Genomic DNA, 18,721 nt, shown 5'->3' with positions numbered 1-18,721 from the left:
ACGTACGTATCCAGGGAGCGGCACTCCCTGGTTACGTGGCGGGGCCGACCGTCATGATGAGGGCGTGGACAGAGATGAACTCGCTGATTTCCTGCGGCACTGCCGGGCCCGTCTGGAACCCTCGGACGTGGGCCTTGCGGCCGGGCCCCGGCGGCGTACGTCGGGGCTGCGCAGGGAAGAGGTCGCCCAGCTCACCGGGATGTCGGTCGACTACTACACCCGGCTTGAGCAGGCACGCGGCTCGCGCCCGTCCCGGCAGATGCTGACCGCGCTGGCGCGGGCGCTGAGGCTGAGCCAGGACGGGCGCGACCATCTCTTCCACCTCGCGGGCGAGGAGCCGCCGCGCGAGCGGCACGGCTCGGTCCATGTGCGCCCCGGCCTGATGCTGATCCTCGACCGGCTGCACGACGCGCCCGCGCAGGTGATGAGCGACTGGGGCGAGGTGCTGGCCCAGAACGCGATGGCGGCCGCCCTGGTCGGCGAGGCCATGCCCGGCCGGAACATCGTCCGCGGCTACTTCACCGAGCCCTCGGTGCGCCGGCTCTTCCCGCCCGAGGACCACGCCGAGCACGCCCGCAACCATGTGGGCCAGCTGCGCGCGGTGCTCGCGGCCCGCCCGGACGACCCGGGACCGGCGGCGCTCGTGGCCGAACTGCGGGCGGCGAGCGAGGAGTTCGCGGCGCTGTGGGACGAGCACGAGGTGGCGGTGCGGCGGTCCAAAGTGAAGCGGTTCGTCCACCCCGTGGTCGGCCTCCTGGAGCTGGACTGCGAGGTGCTGCTCAGCTCCGAGCACGGCCAGTACCTGGTGGTGCACTCGGCCCGCCCCGGCACGGAGGCCCACCAGCGGCTCGAACTGCTGCGGGTGGTGGGCCTCCAGGACCTCACCGTCAGCCGCTGACCGAGGCGTCGCCCGTCTCGATGTGGCCGGTGTAGCGCCGCGACCACGTCGAGTCGACGTCCGCCGTGATCGTCAGGTCGTACCAGCCGTTCTGGTACGCCACCGCGTTGAAGTAGTCCTCGGTCGAGCCGCCCGCGTCGACCTGGTACGTCCAGGGGCCGTCCGTACGGTAGTTGTTCGGCGTGACCGTGAAGGTCACCGGCGCCGAGGAGGTGTTGGTCATCTTGAACCAGATCGCCATCTTCCCGGTGCCGCTCTCCACGCCGTACCGGGCCGCGACCTCGATCGCCTTGCCGGCCGCGTTCGCGTCCCCGGTGAAGCGGCGCTGGAAGCGGTTGGGGCCGGTCATGGTGAAGTCGTACTTGCCGCTGCCGAAGCCGAAGCCGATGTTGAAGTAGTCGCTGGCGGTGCCGCCCGGGTCGACCGTGTACTGCCACGGTGTGGTGTCGCGGTTGGCGTTGGGCTGGAGGGAGAAGTGGGCGGCCGAGGTCGCCGGGTCGCCCTGGTTGGCCATGTTGAACCACGCCAGGACCTTGCCCGCGGCCCCGTACTCGAAGTGGTCGAGGTTGCCGTTGGGCTGGTACGGCAGCGCGCGGGCCGGGCGGGTGCCGCTCTCCTGCACGGGCAGCGCGTTGTTCTGCGGCGCGGGGTTGGGCAGCGGGCCGCAGTTCACGCCGAGCGCCCTGGTGGCGGGCAGGCCGGACGGGACGCCGTAGACCGGGTTGGTGAAGTCGAAGACGCCGGTCAGGTCGCCGGTGACCTTGCGGCGCCAGGCGCTGATGTTCGGACAGGTGGCGGGGGTGCCGAGGGCAGCGGTCCAGGTCTCCAGGAAGCGCAGCACCGAGGTGTGGTCGAAGACCTCGGACGACACCCAGCCGCCGCGCGTCCACGGCGACATGACCAGCATCGGCACCCGGAAGCCCAGGCCGATGGGGACGCCGCTAATGAACTCCCCGGCCGCGCCCGCGGGCGGCGACGGCGGCGGGACGTGGTCGAAGAAGCCGTCGTTCTCGTCGTAGTTGAGGAACAGGACGGTCGAGTCGAAGACCTCCGGGCTGGCCGCGAGCGCCCGGTAGACCAGGTCCACGAAGTGCGCGCCGTCGCCGGGCGGGGCGTAGGGGTGCTCGGAGAACGCCTGGTTGGCGACGACCCAGGAGACCTGCGGCAGGGTGCCCGCGAGCGCGTCGGCCTTGATGGCGGCGGCGATGTCGTCGGGGGTCGAGCCGGTGGCGGCCGGGACCGAGGACATGCCCCGGTCGTGCAGCGGGTCGCCGGCCGGGGCACTGGTGAACTTCGTGAAGTACGCGAGACCGTTGTCGCCGTAGTTGTCGTTGGCGTTCTGGTACACCTTCCAGCTGACCCCGGCCCGCTGGAGCGCCTCCGCGTACGTCTCCCAGGTCAGGCCCGACTCGTCGCCGCCGTCCTTGCTGGCCGCGTCGACCTTGCCGCTCCACAGGAACGTACGGTTGGGGCCGGTGGCGCTCAGCGCGGAGCTGAAGTAGGCGTCGCAGACGGTGTAGTTGTCGGCGAGCGCGTAGTGGAACGGGATGTCGTCGCGGTCCAGGTAGCCGAGCGAGCGGACGTTGCCGACGCCCGAGACCCAGTTGTCCATCCGGCCCTTGTTCCAGGCGGAGTGCTGCGAAGTCCAGCTGTGCGGCAGATCGCCGTTGCACTGGGCGAGCGTCTCGCCGACGACGCCACCGGAGGCCGGAGTGGAGCTGAGCTTCCACGGGTACTGCCGGCTCAGCCCGTTGGGCTGGTTGAAGACCGACCGCCCGCCCGACAGCAGGATCCCGCTGCGGTCGCCGAAGCCGCGTACGCCCTTGAGGCGGCCGAAGTAGTGGTCGAAGCTGCGGTTCTCCTGCATCAGGATCACCACGTGCTGGACGTCCTTGACGGTGCCGGTGGCCGAGGCGGCGGTCGTGCTGGTGACCGCCGCGCCCTCGGTCCCGCCCGCCGCGTCGGCCGTCCCCATGGGCAGTACGGCGCCCGCCGCCACGCCCGCGCCGAGTGCCACGAACCCTCTACGACTGATCGGTGTCATTCCCGAACCGCCCGCCCTCTCGGCCTACTTGTGCCCCGGTGGCACATCGAGCAGAAGGGTGGACCGTCCAAAGGTATGAAGCCATACCTCTACCGGAAGGGATTGGTGAACACTCGGTCAACGGGCGGTAAGTACCCGTACCGGTTCCTACGAGGCCTTGTGGAATCCGATGCGGTTCCGTGCCCCTATCAGGGGCGCGGGGAACTGCGCGACCAGCCGCGCACGGTCCGCAGCCGAATATCAGCACTTCCAGCGGAGCTATACGTCCTCGACGCCCGCCGCGACCTCGCGCTTGATCCTGCGCAGGCCGAACGCCGTCCCGATCACCGCCGAGAGCATCGCCGCGACGAAGATGACGGGGAGGATGCCGTCGCCCGCGTAGTGGATCGCCACGGCCGTCACCGTGCCCGAGGCCACCGCGCCCGCGACCATCTGCTTCAGCTTTCCCCGGTAGGTGCCGCTGAGGAAGAGCTGCTTGGCGGGCGGCGCGACGAGTTCGTCGAGCTCGGCGGCGGGACCGGCGCTCGCCGCCTTGGGGCGCTTGAAGTACATGAAGAACATCCAGTGCCCGCACGGCTCCCAGCCGTCCGGGGCGAGCGTCGCCGTGACCGACTCGCGCTCGGCCGGGTTGTTGGCGGCCTCGCGACGGTACTCCCAGCGCATCGCCGCCGACGGGTCGCGGCGGCACACGAACCGGCCCAGCCGGTCCAGGCCCTCGACCTCCCAGCCCTGGTCGCCGTAGTGGTTGAGGTGCTTGCGGTCGGTGTAGATGTCGGCGGTCCACTTCCAGGTCTCCGCCTCGGCGGCCGGCTCCTCGGCCGCCCGGCCGCCGGTGAGCCGGGCCGCGAAGTCCTTGGGATCGCCGAACTCCTCGTACGCGTCGGTCGATCCGGTCTCCGCGAGATAGCCGGTGAGCTCGGCGACGGTGGACGTCGCCTGCTCCTCGGACATGCCCCCGGTCAGCAGCCAGGCGGCGAGCTCGATGAAGTAGTCGGGCCGTGCGGCGCCGTCTGTCCCGGTCATGCGGTTCCCCCTGATGTCGCGTTCTTCAGCATGGTCTGTACGGCGGTGTGGAACTCCAGCCAGGACGCGCCCTGTTCGGCGAGTGCCCGGTGCCCGTCGTCGGTCAGCCGGTAGTACCGGCGGCCCGGCCCGCGCTCGGCGGCGCGGAACTCCCCGACGGCGAGCCCGGCCTCTTCGAGCCGGTTCAGTACGGGGTAGAGCGTTCCGCCCTTGATCTCCCCGAGCCCGGCGGCGGCCAGGGCCTTGGAGATCTCGTAGCCGTAGCTCTCGCCCTCGGTCAGACAGGTGAGGACGAGGAGGTCGAGGACGCCCTTGAGCCAGCTGGATCTGCGGTCTGCGGCCATGCGTGTATTCCACCACCAGCTAGATAGGAATGCAACCTAGATGGTGGTGCAGGGGTATGGGGGTGCTGGGGCGCCCGTCGGCGGGGGGACCGGCGTTCGCCCCGGTGCGCTACTCGCCGACGCGGATCAGCATCTTCCCCGTGTTGCCGCCGCGCAGCATGCCGATGAACCCCTCCACCGTCCGCTCGATCCCGTCGACGACCGTCTCGTCGGAGGTCACGCGCCCGGACCGCAGATGCGGCACCAGGAACTCTTCCAACTCGCCCTGTGCGTCCCGGTGATTGCGTACGAGCACGCCCTCCAGACGCAGGCTCTTCTCGACCACGTCGTAGAGGTTGCGGGGTGCGGCGGGCGGTGCGGCGAGGTTGTTGTACTGGGCGACTGCCCCGACCCAGGCGATCCGGCCATGGTCGCGCAGCGCCGAGATCGCGCCCTCCAGATGGTCGCCGCCCACGTTGTCCACGTACGCGTCGATTCCGTCCGGCGCCGCCTTCGCCAGCTGCTCGCCGACGGGGCCGTCGTGGTAGTCGAACGCGGCGTCGTAGCCGACCACTCGGGTCAGGAAGTCGACCTTCGCGGCCGAGCCCGCGCTGCCCACGATCCGCCCCGCGCCGAGCAGTCGCGCTATCCGCCCCGCCGCCGTGCCCACGCCGCCCGCGGCCGCCGAGACGAACAGGTCCTGGCCGGGCCGGAGTTGCAGGGTGCGGGTGAGCGCCACGTACGCGGTGAGGCCGGTGCCGCCGAGGATGCCCAGATGCGCGGAGAGCGGTACGCCTTCGTACGACTCGACCGTGCGGGTGCCGTCCGTGCCGAGGGTGACCAGGGCGTGGGTGCGCCAGCCCCGGCGGTGGAAGACGAGGTCGCCCTCGCGCAGCCCCGGGTCGCGGGAGGCGACGACACGGCCGAGCGCGCGGCCCTCCAGCGGCTCGTGCAGCGGATCGATGTCCATGGCCTCGCGGTGGTACGGGTCCACGGAGAGGTAGAGGTTCTCCACCAGCGCGGTGCCGGGCGCCGGGTCGGGGACCGGGGCCTCGACGAAGGTGAAGTCGTCGGGGGTCGGCAGGCCCGTGGGGCGGGCGGTCTGGTGCACGGTGATCGAGGTCGTCGTCATGATCACGACGATAGGAAGGAATGCCCAGCCCGGGCAGGGGGTTGCGTCGATGGAACGCGCCGATCCATCAATTCCGCTCATACGTCCAGGTGGGAGCCCCATGTCGAACGATCTCGCCCCGCGTGAACTACGGGTGCTCGTCGCGGTCGAGGAGGAGCGCAGCTTCTCCGGCGCCGCCGGGCGGCTCGGTATGACCCAGTCGGCGGTCTCGCACTCGGTGCGTTCCAGCGAGGCCAAGATCGGCGCGGTGCTCTTCGAGCGGGGTCGCAGTGGCGCGGCCCCGACGCCTGCGGGAGCGCGGGCCGCCGCCCACGGCCGGCGGGTGCTGCGGATGCTCGACGCGCTGGCGGCGGAGGCGCGCGGGGCGGCGCCGGATCCGGCCGACGACACCGTGGCCGGGCCGCTGCGGATCGCCGCCTTCCGCAGCGCCGCGCTGCATCTGCTGCCGCCCGCCCTGGAACGGCTCACCGCCCGCCACCCCGGGATCGTGCCCGAGGTCCGGCTCGTACGGGAGGTGGGGCCGGGGACGGCGGGGGAGGTCGCGGCGGGCCGCGCTGATCTGGGCATCGCGACGATCGGGACGACCTCGCCGGTGCCGCCGCGGCTGGTCGGGGGCGTTCTGCTGGAGGAGGGGTACGCGCTGGTCCACCCGGCCGGGCACCCGGCGCCGCGCTCGCTGCCGCTGGTGGACTGGACCGAGAACTGCACCTCGTACACCAAGGAGTGGTGGGCCGGTCAGGAGTGGATCCCGGCGGCCAGGGTTCAGGCCGAGGACGACGGAGCAGTGCTCTCGATGGTGAGCAGTGGTTTCGGTATGGCGATCATGCCGGAGTTGTCGCTGGTCGGAGCACCGCACACGGTCGAGATCACTGATCTCGGTCCGGAGCGCCCGACGCGGGACGTCGGCTATGTGACCACGCCGGAGCTGGCCCCGACGGTCGCCGTACGTGCCCTGATCCGGGAGCTGCGCGCGCTGCGGCGCTGAAGCCGCCGTCTCAGATAGTAGGAAGTCCGAGTAATTGTGGAGACAGGAGCGGGGTCCTCCCTTAGCTTTGTAGAAGCCGAACGTCTCGCTAGATCCAGCGAATGGCGGTCGCGAGCGCGGTGCCCCTTGGCAGGCAACCCCTGCGGCAGCGCTCCCCGCCCCTTCCGGCGCCCTGATATCCCCGTGATCTCAAGGAGTCGATCCCTCATGTCCGAGACGATGAACGTCCGCCGGGTCCGTCACGCTTCCCGTACTGGCGATGCCGACCGTAAGAACGCTGCGGCTGCGCTTCAGCGCGCGCTTGACCGCCGTGACAACGGGGGTGCCACGGGCCACGGGCGTTAGGCCTGTACTTCGGGTGCGGGCCGTCTGTGGCTGGTCGCGCAGTTCCCCGCGCCCCTAAAAGATTGCGCAGTTCCCCGCGCCCCTAAAGACAAAAGACGCGCAGTTCCCCGCGCCCCTGAAGATGTAGGCGCGCGGGGACCAGCGCTTCCCCTTACTTACCTCGGCTGATCTCGAAGTGGTCGATTCGGGCGCCCGACTCCGCCAGGGCCGAGACCTTCATCGAGGGGCGGTGGCCCGCCTCCACCTGGACCGCGAGGAACGAGTAGCCGGTGTAGCGCACGCGCGACCACTCCACCGTTTCCTTCACCTTCTCGCGGCCCTTGGCCCAGTGGTACGTCGGGACGCTCTCCTGGTCCTTGACGTGGCCCTCGTAGCTGTCGGGGGCCGGGAAGTCGTAGAGCGAGCGGCCCGCGCCGCCGGCCGTGACGTAGACGATGCCGTCGCGCGTCGGGTCGGTGCGCTCGCCGATCGGGACCTTGCGGCCGACCGCGTTCGCCTTGATGGCGTCGGTGCGCTCGTACACATGGTTGTGGCCGTTGATGACCAGGTCGACCTGGTGCTTCTCGAAGAGCGGCACCCACGCGTCGCGCGCCCCGCCCTCGGAGGCGTGCCCGTTGGTGGTCGAGAACGCGCAGTGGTGGAAGAACGCCACGATGAAGTCGACGTTGCGGTCGGCGCGCAGCTCCGTGAGGCGCCGGTCGAGCCACTGGGTCTGCTTGCCGCCGCTGATCCCGTAGTTGACGGGGATCTCGTACGAGATGTCGTTGGCGTCCAGCGCCACCACGCCCACGTTGCCGTGCACGAACGAGTAGACGCCCGGCAGGTTCACCGGGTCCGGGCCGTTGCGCGGCAGGGACCAGCGGGCGTTCTGGCCGCCGTAGCCGTCGGGCGAGTACCAGGCCTCCATGTCGTGGTTGCCGGTCGTCACCATCCACGGCACGGTCTTGGCGACCGACTCCGTCTGGGCCAGGAACTGGTCCCAGGTGCGGGCGTCGTAGGTGTCGCCCGAGGTGCCCGAGCCCGACGGGTCGGCGTAGCAGATGTCGCCCGCGTGGAGGTGGAACGACGGGTTCTGACCGAGGATCAGCTGGTCGTTGCCGAGCGCGTGGTAGCTGACGCCCTGGTCGCCGAAGGCCGTGAAGGTGAACGACTCGGCGCGCTCGGGCGCGGTGGTGAAGGTGCCGAGCGTGCCCAGGTTGCGCGGGTCCGCCGGGTCGAAGCCGTCGTGGCCGACGCCGTAGTAGTACGTGGTGCCGGGCCGCAGCCGCTCCAGGCCCGCGTGCACGTAGTACTGCTCGGCCGCCTGAATCTTCCCGCCGTTGAGCGCGGGCGTGGTGAGGTGACGCACCTCGGCGCCGATGCGGTGGCTGAGCGACCACGGCTTGAGCCCGATCCGGATATACGGACGGCGCACCAGGAACGGGACCTGCCAGGAGACCGTCATCTGGGTCCTGGCGTCCGCCCCGTACTGGAGATGGCGGCCGAACGGCGCCACCAGCGAACCGTCCACCCGCGGCGCCGAGTTGTGCGCGGTGAGCACGGTGGGCGCGGCGTAGGCCGGTGACGAGGTGGCCAGTCCGGTGCCCACCCCGGCACCGGCGATCGCTGCGGTCGCCACGGAAGTACGCAGTACGCCGCGTCTGGTCAGACGGGTGCGCAGGTACTCATGCTGCTCGGCCATGGTCATACGGCCGGCGAGCTTCTCGGGTATACCGAAACGAGGGATGTCCATGACCGAAACGTCCTCTTCCCAGGCGACGCGAAGATCACCACTAGGTGAACGGGATGCATACAGCTCCCCATGCAACTCCCCGGAATCTCCCCGCACATCACCTTCTCCAGCCATTCGGCGGCCGCCCGGAGGAACTACGTCGGGGCTGGTGGGCGCTAAGAGGCTCTGACGGGTTCCACCGTCAGGGGGAGCGGGGTTGTCCGCATGGTGGACTCGACATGTCAATGCATGGGACGCGGAGTACGGTGCTTCCATGTCTCGCAGCATCGATCTCGCAGTGATCCCCGGTGACGGCATCGGCCAGGAAGTCGTGGCGCAGGGCCTCAAGGTCCTGAACGCGGTCCTTCCGGCGGACGTGAAGCTGGAGACCAAGGAGTACGACCTCGGCGCCCGGCGCTGGCACCGCACCGGCGAGACCCTGCCGGACGCGGAGCTCGAAGCGCTGAAGACCCACGACGCGATCCTGCTCGGCGCGATCGGCGACCCGAGCGTGCCGTCCGGTGTCCTGGAGCGCGGGCTGCTCCTCAAGTTGCGCTTCGCCTTCGACCACTTCATCAACCTGCGCCCGTCGAAGCTGTTCCCGAACACCGCGACCCCGCTGGCCGGGCGCCCCGACATCGACTTCGTGGTGGTCCGCGAGGGCACCGAGGGCCCGTACACCGGCAACGGCGGTTCGCTGCGCACCGGTACGCCGGCCGAGGTCGCCACCGAGGTCAGTGTCAACACGGCGTACGGCGTGGAGCGGGTGGTGCGGGACGCGTTCGCGCGGGCCCAGGCGCGGCCGCGCAAGAAGCTGACGCTGGTCCACAAGAACAACGTCCTCGTCTTCGCCGGTCACATGTGGAAGAACATCTTCGACACGGTGGCGAAGGAGTACCCGGACGTCAGCACCGACTATCTGCACGTCGACGCCGCGACGATCTTCTTCGTCACCCAGCCCGAGCGCTTCGACGTGATCGTCACCGACAACCTCTTCGGCGACATCCTGACCGACCTCGCCGCGGCCGTGACCGGCGGCATCGGCCTGGCCGCGTCCGGCAACATCAACCCGACCGGCGCGTTCCCCTCGATGTTCGAGCCCGTGCACGGCTCGGCGCCGGACATCGCGGGCCAGGGCAAGGCCGACCCGACCGCCACGGTCCTCTCGGTCGCCCTGCTCCTGCGCCACCTCGGTTACCAGGCCGAGGCGGCCCGGATCGAGGACGCCGTCCAGGCCGATCTGGCCGCGCGGGACGGCTCCGCCCGCACCACGGACGAGATCGGCGACGCGCTCGCCGTACGCGTATCGGGCTGACCCGAGCGCTCTTCCACACGAAAGCCGCCGGGTCGCACCAGAACCCGGCGGCTTTTCCTGTACGGCCCCGGGGTGCCACCATCATTCCCGGGCCGCAACCACACCACTTCTGTCATGGTCCCGCACGAGCGATAATCGAACGTGGGACCGCGGCATGCGGAAAGCTCGGACGTCCAAGCAGTAGGGGACGTGCGGGCTGCGGTCCGACCCACACAACCGGTGAAGGACACGCAACCATGACGACGCCCACGATCGAGCTCAAGCCCTCCGCGAACCCGCTGTCGGACGCGGAGCGTGACGCGATCCTGGCCGGCCCCGGATTCGGCCGCCACTTCACCGATCACATGGTGACGGTCAAGTGGACCGAGGGACGCGGCTGGCACGACGCGGAGCTTGTCCCGTACGCGCCGCTGTCGATGGACCCGGCGAACATGACGCTGCACTACGCGCAGACGATCTTCGAGGGCCTGAAGGCCTACCGCCAGCCCGACGGCACGGTGGCGACGTTCCGCCCCGAGGCCAACGCGGCGCGCTTCCGCGCCTCGGCCCGCCGGATGGCGATGCCCGAGCTGCCGGACGAGCTGTTCATCGGCGCCTGTGACGCGCTGATCCAGCAGGACAAGGCGTGGGTGCCGCCGTCGACCGGCGAGGCGTCGCTGTACCTGCGCCCGTTCATGATCGCGAGCGAGGTCGGGCTGGGTGTGCGCCCGGCCAACGAGTACCTGTTCATCGTGATCGCCTCGCCCGCCGGGGCGTACTTCCCGGGCGGCGTGAAGCCCGTCTCGGTCTGGCTCTCCGAGGAGTACGTGCGGGCCGTCAAGGGCGGTACGGGTGCGGCCAAGACCGGCGGCAACTACGCGGCGTCCCTCGTCGCCCAGGCCGAGGCGGCGGAGCACGGGTGCGACCAGGTGGTGTGGCTGGACGCGGTGGAGCACCGGTGGATCGAGGAGATGGGGGGGATGAACCTGTACTTCGTGTACGGCGACCGCATCGTGACCCCCGCGCTGACGGGTTCGCTGCTCCCGGGTATCACCCGCGATTCCCTCCTGAAGATCGCGCGTGACCTGGGCTACACGGCGGAGGAGGGGCGGATCTCCACGGAGGACTGGAAGCGGGACAACGAGGCGGGCACGCTGACGGAGGTGTTCGCGTGCGGTACGGCCGCGGTGATCACGCCGGTGGGGTCGGTGAAGTCGGCGCGGGCCAACTGGACGCAGGGGGACGGTGAGCCGGGCGAGGTCACGATGCGTCTGCGCCAGGCACTCCTTGACCTCCAGATGGGCCGGTCCGCGGACACCCACGGCTGGATGCACCCCCTGGGCTAGGGGCTTTTGCCCCACCCCGCCCCTTCACCTGGACCCTCCGGGGGTGGGTGGGGGTGAGGGTGGGAGGGGTGTTTCCCGGGGGCTACGCCCCCGGGCCCCCGTTTGTCTGCGGATCGTGCTGGGTTGCTCGCGCAGTTCCCCGCGCCCCTAAGAGGGCCCTGCGGGCCCATCAAAGGAGGGCCCGCAGGGCCCATTAAGGGGCGCGGGGAACTGCGCGACCAGCCCCCACCGGGTCGCAGGCAAACCTCAACCCACCTCCACCCCCGGAGGGTTCAGGGAAGGGGTGGGGTGGGGGAGACTTCGCCTCGTCAGGATCGCGTACGTCGCGCCCCCCACCGCCCCCGACAGCAGGAAGCTGACGTCCACGCCGCCCGTGAGGCGGAGCAGCGGGCCCTCGTAGCCCGGGAGCGACACCGCCAGCAGGCCCGCCCCGGCCCCGAGGCCCCACGCGACCACGGCCCGCCAGTTCCACCCGCCCCGGTACCAGTACACCCCGCCCCGCGAACGCCGGTTGAAGACCTGGAGCGCGTCCGCGTCGTACACACCCCGACAGCGCGCGAAGCCGATCAGCGTGATGACCGCCCAGGGCGTGCCTATCGCCGTCAGCAGGAGGACGAAGGACGTCATCGCCGCCTGTGCGTCCCACGCGTAATGGCCCGCGAAGACACACACCGTCGCCACCCCCGCCACCGCGAACGTCGCCTGCGTACGCGACGCCCGCGGCAGGATCGCGTCCAGGTCCAGGCCCATCGAGTACAGCATCAGACCCGCGTTGCCCACCGAACCCGCCGACGCCGCGAGCAGCAGTGGGACCAGGTACCAAGCCGGGGACGCCGCGACCAGCGGGCCCGCGTAATCCGCCGCCGCCCGCGCCGCGTACGCCGTGAACGTGCCGAACAGCTGCGGCACCAGGAGTCCGGCGACCAGGCCCAGCCATGTCGCGTGGAGCACGCGGCGCGGGGTGTGGCGGGTGGGGGAGATGTAGCGCGTGTAGTCGCCGAGCAGCGTGATGAACGCGATCGGGCCGCTCAGACCCGCCGCCACCAGCGCCAGCAGCCACGTCGGCCAGAACGAGCCGAGCAGGTAGCCGCCCGCGTCGGGCAGGGCGGAAGTGGTGAAGTGGGGGGCGTATGCCGCCACGCCCAGGATCAGCAGCGCCGTCATCCCGACCGCCAGGACCCGGGAAAGGCGGAGCAGCACCCGGTACCCGTACACCGCGCCGATCACCGTCGCCGCCGCGAGCACCGCGTAGACGATCCCGTACGAGAGTCCGCCCGTCGGCAGGCCGAAGAGCCGGTGCAGCACGCCCGTCATCGCGTCGCCGCCGATCCAGACCGTGAGCGCGGTGTAGCCGAGGGACAGCAGCAGGCCGACCACCGAACCGACCAGGCGGCCCCGTACGCCGAACTGCGCGCCCGACGACGTCGACAGGTTCGTCGCCGTGCGCAGGGACACCAGCGCCAGCGGGGCCGTCAGCAGCGTGCCGACCAGCGTGCCCGCGACGATCGCGCTCACCGACGCCCACCAGCCGAGGCCGAAGGAGACCGGGAGCCAGCCGAAGACGATCACGCCGAGGCAGAGGTTGGAGCCGAGCAGGATCGACACCAGATCGCGGGGGCCACTGGTGCGTTCCGCCTCCGGGATCGTGTCGACTCCGCGTTGTTCGATCTGCATGGGCTGCCCCTGACGCTCGATGGCCGTGACGCTCGATGGCCTGATTTCGACGTTCCGGATATTTGAGTGGCGTTCAATGTCAGCCATCCGTGCTAAGCGCGTCAAGCCCTTGTCTCATGGAATCGAGGAGTTAGAGTAGTGCTCTAATCGGAGGTGTGGTGCGTGCGACTTACCCCTACAGAACGTGACCGGCTGCTGCTCTTCGGCGCCGCCGAGCTCGCCCGGGCCCGCCGGGCCCGCGGTCTGAAGCTGAACGTCCCCGAGGCCACCGCGCTCATCGCGGACACCGTCTGCGAGGCGGCCCGCGACGGGCACCGGCTCGCCGACGCGATCGCGGCGGCCCGGAGCGTGCTCGGCCCCGACGACGTGCTGCCGGGCGTCGCCGACGTGGTCACCGAGGTGCACGTCGAGGCCGTCTTCGACGACGGCTCACGGCTCGCCGTGGTCCCCGCCCCGATCCGGGGCGCGCGGCCGCTCGGCGAGGACGCGCCCGGCGCCGTACTGCCCGGGCCGCAGAGTCCGGACCCCGAGCCCGCCGTCCGGCTGACCGTGCGCAACACCGCCGCCGTCCCCGTCAGCGTCACCTCGCACTTCCACTTCTTCGAAGCCAACCCGCGCCTCGACTTCGAGCGCGCCGCCGCGTACGGGATGCGGCTGTGCGTACCGGCCGGGTCCTCGGTCCGGTTCGACCCCGGCGGCGAGGGCGAGGTCGGGCTCGTCCCGATCGGCGGCGCCCGGGTCGCCATCGGCTTCGCCGGACTGGTCGACGGGCCGCTGGACGCGCCCGGCGCCAAGGAAGAGGCCCTGCGCCGCGCCGCCGCCTGCGGCTACCTGGGTGTTACCGAAGGCGCGAGCTCCGAAGGAGGAACCGCATGAGCAGGCCCAGCAGTCACAGTGACCACTGCGCGCCCGGCAGCCGCCATATCGACCCGCAGGAGTACGCGGCCGTCTTCGGACCCCGGGCCGGGGACCGGATCCGGCTCGGCGACTCGGGGCTCACCGTCCGGGTGGAGGAGGACGCCCAGCTCCCCGGGGACGAATTCCTCGCCGGGTTCGGCAAGACCGCCCGCGACGGGCTGCATCTGAAGGCCGCCGCCGTCAGTGAGACCTGTGACGTCGTGATCAGCAACGTCGTCGTCATCGACGCCGTCCTCGGCATCCGCAAGGTGTCCATCGGGATCCGCGAGGGCCGCATCCACGCGATCGGGCGGGCCGGGAACCCGGACACGCTCGACGGGGTGGACGTCGTCGTCGGCACCGGGACCAGCATCGTCTCCGGCGAAGGGCTCATCGCCACCGCCGGAGCCGTGGACACCCATGTCCATCTGCTCTCGCCGCGCATCATGGAGGCGTCGCTCTCCTCCGGCGTCACCACGCTCATCGGCCAGGAGTTCGGGCCGGTCTGGGGCGTGGGCGTCAACTCGCCCTGGGCGCTGCGCAACGCGTTCGCCGCCTTCGACGCCTGGCCCGTCAACATCGGCTTCCTGGGCCGGGGTTCGTCCTCCGACGGCGCCCCGCTGGTGGAGGCGCTGGCCGAGGGCGGCGCCTGCGGGTTCAAGGTGCACGAGGACATGGGCGCGCACACCCGCGCCCTGGACACGGCCCTGCGCGTCGCCGAGGAGCACGACGTCCAGGTCGCCCTGCACAGCGACGGCCTCAACGAGTGCCTGTCGGTGGAGGACACCCTGCGCGTGCTGGAGGGGCGTACGATCCACGCCTTCCACATCGAAGGGTGCGGCGGTGGGCATGTGCCCAATGTGCTGAAGATGGCGGGCGTCCCCAACGTCATCGGCTCGTCCACCAACCCGACGCTGCCGTTCGGCCGGGACGCGGTCGCCGAGCACTACGGGATGATCGTCTCCGTACACGGCCTCAAGCCCGATCTGCCCGGCGACGCCGCCATGGCGCGCGACCGCATCCGGGCCGGGACGATGGGCGCCGAGGACGTGCTGCACGACCTGGGCGCGATCGGCATCACCTCCTCCGACGCCCAGGGCATGGGCCGCGCGGGCGAGACCGTGCGCCGCACCTTCGCCATGGCCGGGAAGATGAAGGCGGAGCTCGGGCCCATGGAGGGCGACGGCGAGGGCGACGACAACGCGCGCGTGCTGCGCTACATCGCCAAGCTGACCATCAACCCCGCGATCGCGCACGGCCTTTCGCACGAGATCGGCTCCATCGAGGTCGGCAAGATGGCCGACATCGTGCTGTGGCGGCCCGCCTTCTTCGGCGCCAAGCCGCAGATGGTGCTCAAGTCCGGTTTCCCCGCGTGGGGCGTCACGGGCGACCCGAACGCGGCCACCGAGACCTGTGAACCGCTGGTGCTCGGCCCGCTGTTCGGCGCCCACGGCGCCAGCCCCGCCGAGCTCTCCGTCGCCTTCGTCGCCCGCGCCGCCGTCGAGCAGGGCGGCGACCTGATGCCGACCCGCCGGCGCCGGGCCGCCGTGCGCGGCACCCGGGGCATCGGCCCGGCCGACCTGCTCCTCAACTCCCGTACCGGAGCGGTGGACGTGGACGGCCGTACCGGTCTGGTCACCCTCGACGGCGACCCGCTGCGCTCCGAGCCCGCCGAATCCGTCTCCCTCAACCGCCTCTACTTCCTGTAAGGACCCCTGTCATGACTGCTGCCGCCGACGGCTTCCGGATGCCCGCCGAGTGGACCCCGCACGAGCGGACCTGGATGGCCTGGCCGGGCCCCAACGTCACCTTTCCGAACGAGGCGGAGCTCGCCGAGTCGCGCGCGGCCTGGGCCGCCGTCGCCCGGGCCGTACGGCGCTTCGAGCCGGTCACCGTCGTCTGCGGCCCCGGTCAGAGCGCCGGGGCGGCCGCCCTGCTCGGCCCGGACATCGACCTGGTGGAGCGCGAGCTCGACGACGCCTGGATGCGTGACATCGGCCCCACGTTCCTGACCAACGGCTCGGAACTGGCCGCCGTGGACTGGACGTTCAACGGCTGGGGCGCCCAGGACTGGGCGCGCTGGGAGCACGACGCCAAGATCGGCGCGTATGTCTCGGACCTCGCCGGGGCCCGTACGTACACCTCGCGGCTGGTCAACGAGGGCGGCGCGATACACGTCGACGGCGAGGGCACCGTGCTGCTCACCGAGACCGTGCAGCTCGGGCCCGAGCGCAATCCGCACTGGACGCGCGAGGAGGTCGAGGCGGAGATCCACGGCATGCTCGGCACCCGCAAGGCGATCTGGCTGCCGCGCGGCCTGACCGCCGACTATCCACCGCATGGTTACGGCACGCTCGGCCATGTCGACATCGTGGCCGCGTTCGCCCGCCCCGGTGTGGTCGTCGCGCACACGCAGCCCGACCCGGCCCACCCCGACCACGAGGTGTGCAAGGAGAACGTGGCGCTGCTGCGCTCCCAGACCGACGCCCGGGGCCGGAGCCTCGAAGTCGTCGAGATCCCCGCCCCGACCGTGGTCGCCGACGACGAGGGCTGGGTCGACTACTCGTATATCAACCACTACCTCTGCAACGGCGGCGTCGTCCTGTGCGGCTTCGACGACCCCAGGGACGAGCAGGCGGCCGGGATCTTCCGTCGGCTGTTCCCCGAGCGGACCGTGACCCTCGTGGACGCACGTACGATCTTCGCGGGGGGCGGTGGCATCCACTGCATCACCCAGCAGCAGCCCAGGGTGTGATCCAAAAGGAGCAGGAATGGCCGGTCCGGCCCGCGCGCGCAGGAACGCGCCGCCGCGCGAGGAAGTGCTGGCCGCCGCCATGGCCACGATCGCCGAGCGCGGTCTGGACGGCCTGACCATGGCCGGGCTCGGCCGCGAGGTCGGCATGTCCAGCGGCCATCTCCTCTACTACTTCCACAGCAAGGACGAGCTGCTGCTGCAGACCCTGGAGTGGAGCGAGGGGCAGCTCGGCGGCGAGCGCCGGGCGCTGCTCTCGCGGCCGGGCACGGTCCGCGAGCGCCTTGACGGCTATGTCGACCTGTACGTCCCGGACGGGCCGCGCGATCCGCACTGGATCCTGTGGCTGGAGGTCTGGAACCGCTCGCAGAACGCCGACGGCGAGGCCCGCGCCCGCCAGGCCGCCATCGAGGGTGCCTGGCACCGCGACCTGGTCGCGCTGATCGCCGAGGGCGTCTCGCGCGGAGAGTTCCGCCCGGTCGACGCGGACCGCTACGCGGCCCGGCTGCGCGCGCTGCTCGACGGCTTCAGCGTCCATGTGGCGGTCGGCCTGCCGGGCACCGGCCGGACCCAAGTCCTCGACCACGTACGGGAGTTCGTGGACGAGTCGCTGACCGGCCGCTGGCTGCATTCTCCCGGGGGATAACCCCCGGACCCCCAGCCGGACGAGCAGGCCGTCCAGGGCACCCGGCAGGTCTGTGCCGGGCGGACCGGGGTGAACGCAACGTACGCAAGTACGCCTTATCGTTGCGTCCACCACCCTTGTCGGCCCGTCCGACCTGGGCCAACGTGATCGTCCATGGGACGAGAGCAGTGGAAGAAGATCTGGGTCGGCTCGGCCGGAAACATGGTCGAGTGGTTCGACTGGTTCGTGTACGCGACCTTCGCGGTGTACTTCGCGGACGCGTTCTTCCCCAAGGGGAACGACACCGCGAACCTCATGAACACCATGGGGATCTTCGCGGTCGGCTTCTTCATGCGGCCGGTGGGCGGCTGGTTCCTCGGCCGCATCGGCGACCGGCGCGGCCGTAAAGCCGCGCTCACCCTGACCGTCACGCTGATGTCCGCCTCCGCGATCCTGATCGCGGTGGCGCCGACGTACGGCGTGGCCGGATACGGGGGAGTGGCGGTCCTGCTCGTCGCCCGGCTGCTCCAGGGACTGTCGGTGGGCGGTGAGTACGCGGCCAGCGCGACCTACCTCACCGAGGCCTCCGCCCCCGAGCGGCGCGGCTTCGCCTCCAGCTTCCAGTACGTGTCGATGACCGCGGGCCAGCTCGTCGGCCTCGGCCTCCAGATCGTCATGCAGCGCACGATGTCCGAGGACGCGCTGCACAGCTGGGGCTGGCGCATCCCGTTCATCGTGGGCGCGCTCGGCGCGGCGATCGTCTTCTACTTGCGGCGCTCGATGCTGGAGACCGAGGTGTACGCGGAGTCGGGCGCGGCGCGCGACGACGACCGGGGCACCCTGAAGGCGCTGTGGCGCCACCGCCGCGAGGCGTTCCTGGTGGTCGCGCTGACGATGGGCGGCACGGTCGCGTACTACACGTACACCACGTATCTGACGAAGTTCCTGTCCAAGAGCGCGGGCATGGAGAAGCAGACGGCCTCGCTGGTGAGCTTCTGCGCGCTGTTCGTCTTCATGTGCCTCCAGCCGCTGGCCGGGATGCTCTCGGACCGGATCGGGCGCCGTCCGCTGCTGATCACCTTCGCGGTCGGCTCGACGTTCCTGACCGTCCCGATCATGACGATGCTCAAGCACGCGGGCACGTTCTGGCCCGCCTTCGGTCTGGCGCTGCTCGCCCTGGTGGTCGTCACCGGCTACACCTCGATCAACGCGTGCGTGAAGGCGGAGCTCTTCCCGACCGGCATCCGCGCGCTCGGCGTCGCCCTCCCGTACGCGGTCGCCAACGCCCTGTTCGGCGGGACGGCCGAATATGTGGCCCTGTGGTTCAAGAAGGGCGGCATCGAGTCGGGCTTCTACTGGTATGTGGCGGGCTGCGCGGCGGTGAGTCTGGTGGTGTACCTGACGATGCGCGAGACACGGGACATCGACCTGAACCGTGTCACCGTCGCCGACGCCGACGTCGCTCCCGTTCCCACCGCGGCGGACGGGGTGCCCGCATCCTGAGATCCCTGCCCACCCTTCGTGCGGCATATGGCAGACTGCGGACCGTGCTCGCTTTCATGATGATTATGGACAGCAGCGCGCCGGTCCGCAGTGACCGCTGAACCCGCGGCAAACCCCCCGCGGCAGCGGACATCGTGCCCCAGACCCGCGCGCAGACCCTTCGCACCCG

15 protein-coding genes are annotated in these 18,721 nt (G+C 70.8%); 9 read left to right on the top strand and 6 right to left on the bottom strand.

From position 1 onward, the window contains the following. The first annotated feature begins 64 nt into the window (after positions 1-64). The gene (locus tag ACT1U9_RS08170; protein ID WP_444537687.1) at positions 65-898 is read left to right on the top strand and encodes a helix-turn-helix transcriptional regulator; all 834 of its coding nucleotides are present in this window, start codon (positions 65-67) and stop codon (positions 896-898) included. Here ACT1U9_RS08170 and ACT1U9_RS08165 read toward each other — a convergent pair. The 4 genes from ACT1U9_RS08165 to ACT1U9_RS08150 form a co-directional block, all read right to left on the bottom strand. Then, on the bottom strand, positions 888-2,942 hold the full coding sequence (locus ACT1U9_RS08165) for a phosphocholine-specific phospholipase C (protein ID WP_444537686.1): 2,055 nt from the start codon (positions 2,940-2,942) through the stop codon (positions 888-890). The genes ACT1U9_RS08170 and ACT1U9_RS08165 overlap by 11 nt on opposite strands. Positions 2,943-3,200: 258 nt before the next feature. Then, positions 3,201-3,965, bottom strand: a complete 765-nt coding sequence (locus tag ACT1U9_RS08160; protein WP_444537685.1) for a hypothetical protein — start codon at positions 3,963-3,965, stop codon at positions 3,201-3,203. After that, positions 3,962-4,309 (bottom strand): PadR family transcriptional regulator, encoded by a 348-nt coding sequence (locus ACT1U9_RS08155; RefSeq protein WP_188275596.1) that lies wholly within the window; start codon positions 4,307-4,309, stop codon positions 3,962-3,964. The genes ACT1U9_RS08160 and ACT1U9_RS08155 overlap by 4 nt, the downstream gene beginning before the upstream one ends. 109 nt (positions 4,310-4,418) lie before the next feature. Continuing rightward, complete coding sequence (locus tag ACT1U9_RS08150) at positions 4,419-5,420, bottom strand: NADP-dependent oxidoreductase (protein WP_444537684.1); 1,002 nt, start codon at positions 5,418-5,420, stop codon at positions 4,419-4,421. Between the two features lie 100 nt (positions 5,421-5,520). Between ACT1U9_RS08150 and ACT1U9_RS08145 the strand changes: the two genes are divergently transcribed. Beyond that, positions 5,521-6,405 carry a LysR family transcriptional regulator gene (locus ACT1U9_RS08145; protein WP_444537683.1) on the top strand — a complete coding sequence of 295 codons (885 nt, stop codon included), beginning with the start codon at positions 5,521-5,523 and terminating at the stop codon, positions 6,403-6,405. A 496-nt stretch (positions 6,406-6,901) separates the two neighbouring features. Here the strand turns inward: ACT1U9_RS08145 and ACT1U9_RS08140 are convergent, their stop codons facing one another. Further along, positions 6,902-8,482 carry a fibronectin type III domain-containing protein gene (locus ACT1U9_RS08140; RefSeq protein WP_444537682.1) on the bottom strand — a complete coding sequence of 527 codons (1,581 nt, stop codon included), beginning with the start codon at positions 8,480-8,482 and terminating at the stop codon, positions 6,902-6,904. Positions 8,483-8,735: 253 nt separating this feature from the next. Between ACT1U9_RS08140 and ACT1U9_RS08135 the strand changes: the two genes are divergently transcribed. Together ACT1U9_RS08135 and ACT1U9_RS08130 are read left to right on the top strand one after the other, a co-directional pair. Continuing rightward, positions 8,736-9,776, top strand: a complete 1,041-nt coding sequence (locus ACT1U9_RS08135; protein ID WP_444537681.1) for a 3-isopropylmalate dehydrogenase — start codon at positions 8,736-8,738, stop codon at positions 9,774-9,776. A gap of 236 nt (positions 9,777-10,012) precedes the next feature. Further along, a complete protein-coding gene (locus ACT1U9_RS08130) occupies positions 10,013-11,101 on the top strand; it encodes a branched-chain amino acid aminotransferase (RefSeq protein ID WP_444537680.1) in 1,089 nt (362 codons plus the stop codon). A 246-nt stretch (positions 11,102-11,347) separates the two neighbouring features. On the opposite strand, the gene ACT1U9_RS08125 is transcribed toward ACT1U9_RS08130, so the two are convergent. Beyond that, complete coding sequence (locus ACT1U9_RS08125; protein WP_444537679.1) at positions 11,348-12,775, bottom strand: cytosine permease; 1,428 nt, start codon at positions 12,773-12,775, stop codon at positions 11,348-11,350. Positions 12,776-12,937: 162 nt separating this feature from the next. On the opposite strand from ACT1U9_RS08125, the gene ureA reads away from it, so the two are divergent. The 5 genes from ureA to ACT1U9_RS08100 all read left to right on the top strand — a co-directional run bounded on the left by ureA (position 12,938) and on the right by ACT1U9_RS08100 (position 18,552). Then, positions 12,938-13,651 carry an urease subunit gamma gene (gene ureA / locus ACT1U9_RS08120; protein ID WP_444537678.1) on the top strand — a complete coding sequence of 238 codons (714 nt, stop codon included), beginning with the start codon at positions 12,938-12,940 and terminating at the stop codon, positions 13,649-13,651. Beyond that, a complete protein-coding gene (locus ACT1U9_RS08115; protein WP_444537677.1) occupies positions 13,648-15,381 on the top strand; it encodes an urease subunit alpha in 1,734 nt (577 codons plus the stop codon). The genes ureA and ACT1U9_RS08115 overlap by 4 nt, the downstream gene beginning before the upstream one ends. Before the next feature lie 11 nt (positions 15,382-15,392). Then, a complete protein-coding gene (locus ACT1U9_RS08110) occupies positions 15,393-16,427 on the top strand; it encodes an agmatine deiminase family protein (RefSeq protein WP_444537676.1) in 1,035 nt (344 codons plus the stop codon). Between the two features lie 16 nt (positions 16,428-16,443). Further along, a complete protein-coding gene (locus ACT1U9_RS08105; protein WP_444537675.1) occupies positions 16,444-17,070 on the top strand; it encodes a TetR/AcrR family transcriptional regulator in 627 nt (208 codons plus the stop codon). A gap of 153 nt (positions 17,071-17,223) precedes the next feature. Then, complete coding sequence (locus ACT1U9_RS08100) at positions 17,224-18,552, top strand: MFS transporter (protein ID WP_444537674.1); 1,329 nt, start codon at positions 17,224-17,226, stop codon at positions 18,550-18,552. The last annotated feature ends 169 nt before the right edge of the window (positions 18,553-18,721 follow it).

Source organism: Streptomyces sp. BR1, assembly GCF_052373795.1.
Lineage (GTDB): Bacteria > Actinomycetota > Actinomycetes > Streptomycetales > Streptomycetaceae > Streptomyces.
This window is presented reverse-complemented; position numbering and strand designations above follow the sequence as displayed.